Genomic DNA, 1,953 nt, shown 5'->3' with positions numbered 1-1,953 from the left:
AAGCTGCCGCCGCCGCCGGAGCTGAAGCCACCTCCGCCGCCGAAGCCGCCTCCGCCGCCGCCGAAGCCCCCACCCCCGCCCCACGTGACCGGCCCGACGCGCCCCGCGAAGGCCCATGCGTAGAGCAGTGCCCCCAGCGCCGCCCCCAGCGCCAGCAGCACGCTGGTCGTGAACCAGAAGGCCAGCGCGCCGGCGCCCACGCCGGTGGCCACGCTGCCCAGGCGCTGTCCGAACAGGCTGCGCAGCACAGGGCTGCCGACCATCACGGCGAAGAACAGGAAGATGGCCAGGTCATTGAAGCGCAGGTCCCCGGAGTCCGTGCCGCGGGTGGCGCGTGGCAGCGGCAGCTCCTCCCCGGCGATGCGCGCGCCCAGCTGCTGCACGGCCGCCTGCAGGCCGCCGGCGTAGTCGCCCTCGCGAAAGCGCGGGGCCATGGCGGCGTCGATGATGCGCGCCGCCGCGATGTCGGGGATGGCCCCTTCCAGCGCGCGCGCCACTTCGATGCGCATGCGCCGGTCGTCCTTGGCCACCACCACCAGCACCCCGTCGCCCACCTCGCGGCGGCCGATCTTCCATTGGCTGGCGACCCGGTGCGCGAAGGCGGCGATGTCCTCCGGCGCGGTCGTCGGGACCATGAGCACCACCACCTGCGAGCCGTGCGCCCGCTCGATCGCCGCCAGCTGCTGCTCGAGGGCGCTGCGCTGCGCCGCGTCCAGCGTGGCTGTCTCGTCGATCACGCGCCCCGTGAGCACCGGCACGGCGCGCAGCGGCTGGGCGAGCGCCGAGCCCAGGCCGGCGGCAAGCAAGATGCAGGCCGCCAGCAGGCGCAGGACGGAAGCCAGGGACATCGCGGCGGCCGCCGGGCTCAGGGCTTGGCGGCCGGCGCCGGGTGCGAGAAGTCGACCTGCGGCGGAGCGCTGATCTGCGCCTCGTTCTGCACCGTGAAGTTCGGCTTGGGTTCGTAGCTGAAGACCTTGGCCGTCAGGTTGGTCGGGAAGCTGCGCGCCAGCACGTTGTACTCCTGCACGGTCTCGATGTAGCGGTTGCGCGCCACCGTGATGCGGTTTTCCGTGCCCTCCAGCGTCACGCGCAGGTCGCGAAAGCCCTGGTTCGCCTGCAGCTGCGGGTAGCGCTCGGCCACCACCATCAGGCGGCTCAGGGCGCTGGAGAGCTCGCCTTGCGCCTGCTGGAACTGGTTGAACGCCTGGGGATCGTTGATCAGCTCGGGCGTGGCCTGGATGGAGGTGGCCTTGGCACGTGCCTCGATCACGCGAGTGAGCGTCTCCTGCTCGAACTGCGCCTCGCCCTTGACGGTGGCCACGATGTTCGGGACCAGGTCGGCGCGGCGCTGGTATTGGTTGAGCACCTCGCTCCAGGCGGCCTTGGACTGCTCGTCCAGGCGCTGGAAGTCGTTGTAGCCGCAGCCGCCGAGGGCGCTGGCCAGGACCAGGATGGCGAAGGTCTTTTTCATGGCGTGAGCGTAGGGAGCCTGAAGGGTGGAGGGAAGGGTTGCGGCCAGCGAGTATGCAGCGGCCGGGGCGCCGGCGCTGTCGGCGCGCATCCCATGCTGGCGCCATTGTGCCCGCCCGCACCGCGCGGCTGGGCCCCAGTTGCAGCGCAGGCGTTACCGGATGCTGCAGCGGTATCGGGCTGCACAGGCGCAGCGCTCCTACAACCTGCGCCGCCGGGTCTGCCGAACATGGCGGGGTCCTGGGAAGGAGGGCAGCGTCCCTTTCTTTTCCTTGTTCCACGATGTGTCTCGAACTGGAGGAGTTCTGCCATGCCGATGTTTTGCTTTCGCTCCACGGTCGCCCTCGCCGCTGCCGCCGGTCTCGGCCTGACCGGTGCTTCCTGGGCCCAGGGCACGCCCCCGGTCATCGCACCGCCGGCTTCGTCCATCACCTCGCCCGACACGGCCCCCGCCGACCGGGGTGGCACCTCGGGCGACCGGCC

The 1,953-nt window shown here is 71.6% G+C and carries 2 protein-coding genes; both read right to left on the bottom strand.

What is annotated here, in order from left to right; all coding sequences use genetic code 11:
* Positions 1 to 848: TPM domain-containing protein (locus A612_RS12300; RefSeq protein WP_019374771.1), on the bottom strand; the 848-nt coding region annotated here is incomplete at its 3' end.
* 17 nt (positions 849 to 865) lie between these two features.
* On the bottom strand, positions 866 to 1,471 hold the full coding sequence (locus A612_RS12295; protein ID WP_019374770.1) for a LemA family protein: 606 nt from the start codon (positions 1,469 to 1,471) through the stop codon (positions 866 to 868).
* Between the last annotated feature and the right edge of the window lie 482 nt (positions 1,472 to 1,953).

The organism is Melaminivora alkalimesophila, assembly GCF_000282995.1.
GTDB classification, from domain to species: domain Bacteria; phylum Pseudomonadota; class Gammaproteobacteria; order Burkholderiales; family Burkholderiaceae_C; genus Melaminivora; species Melaminivora alkalimesophila.
The sequence above is the reverse complement of the archived record's forward strand: the minus strand, read 5'-3'. Positions and strand labels throughout refer to the sequence as shown.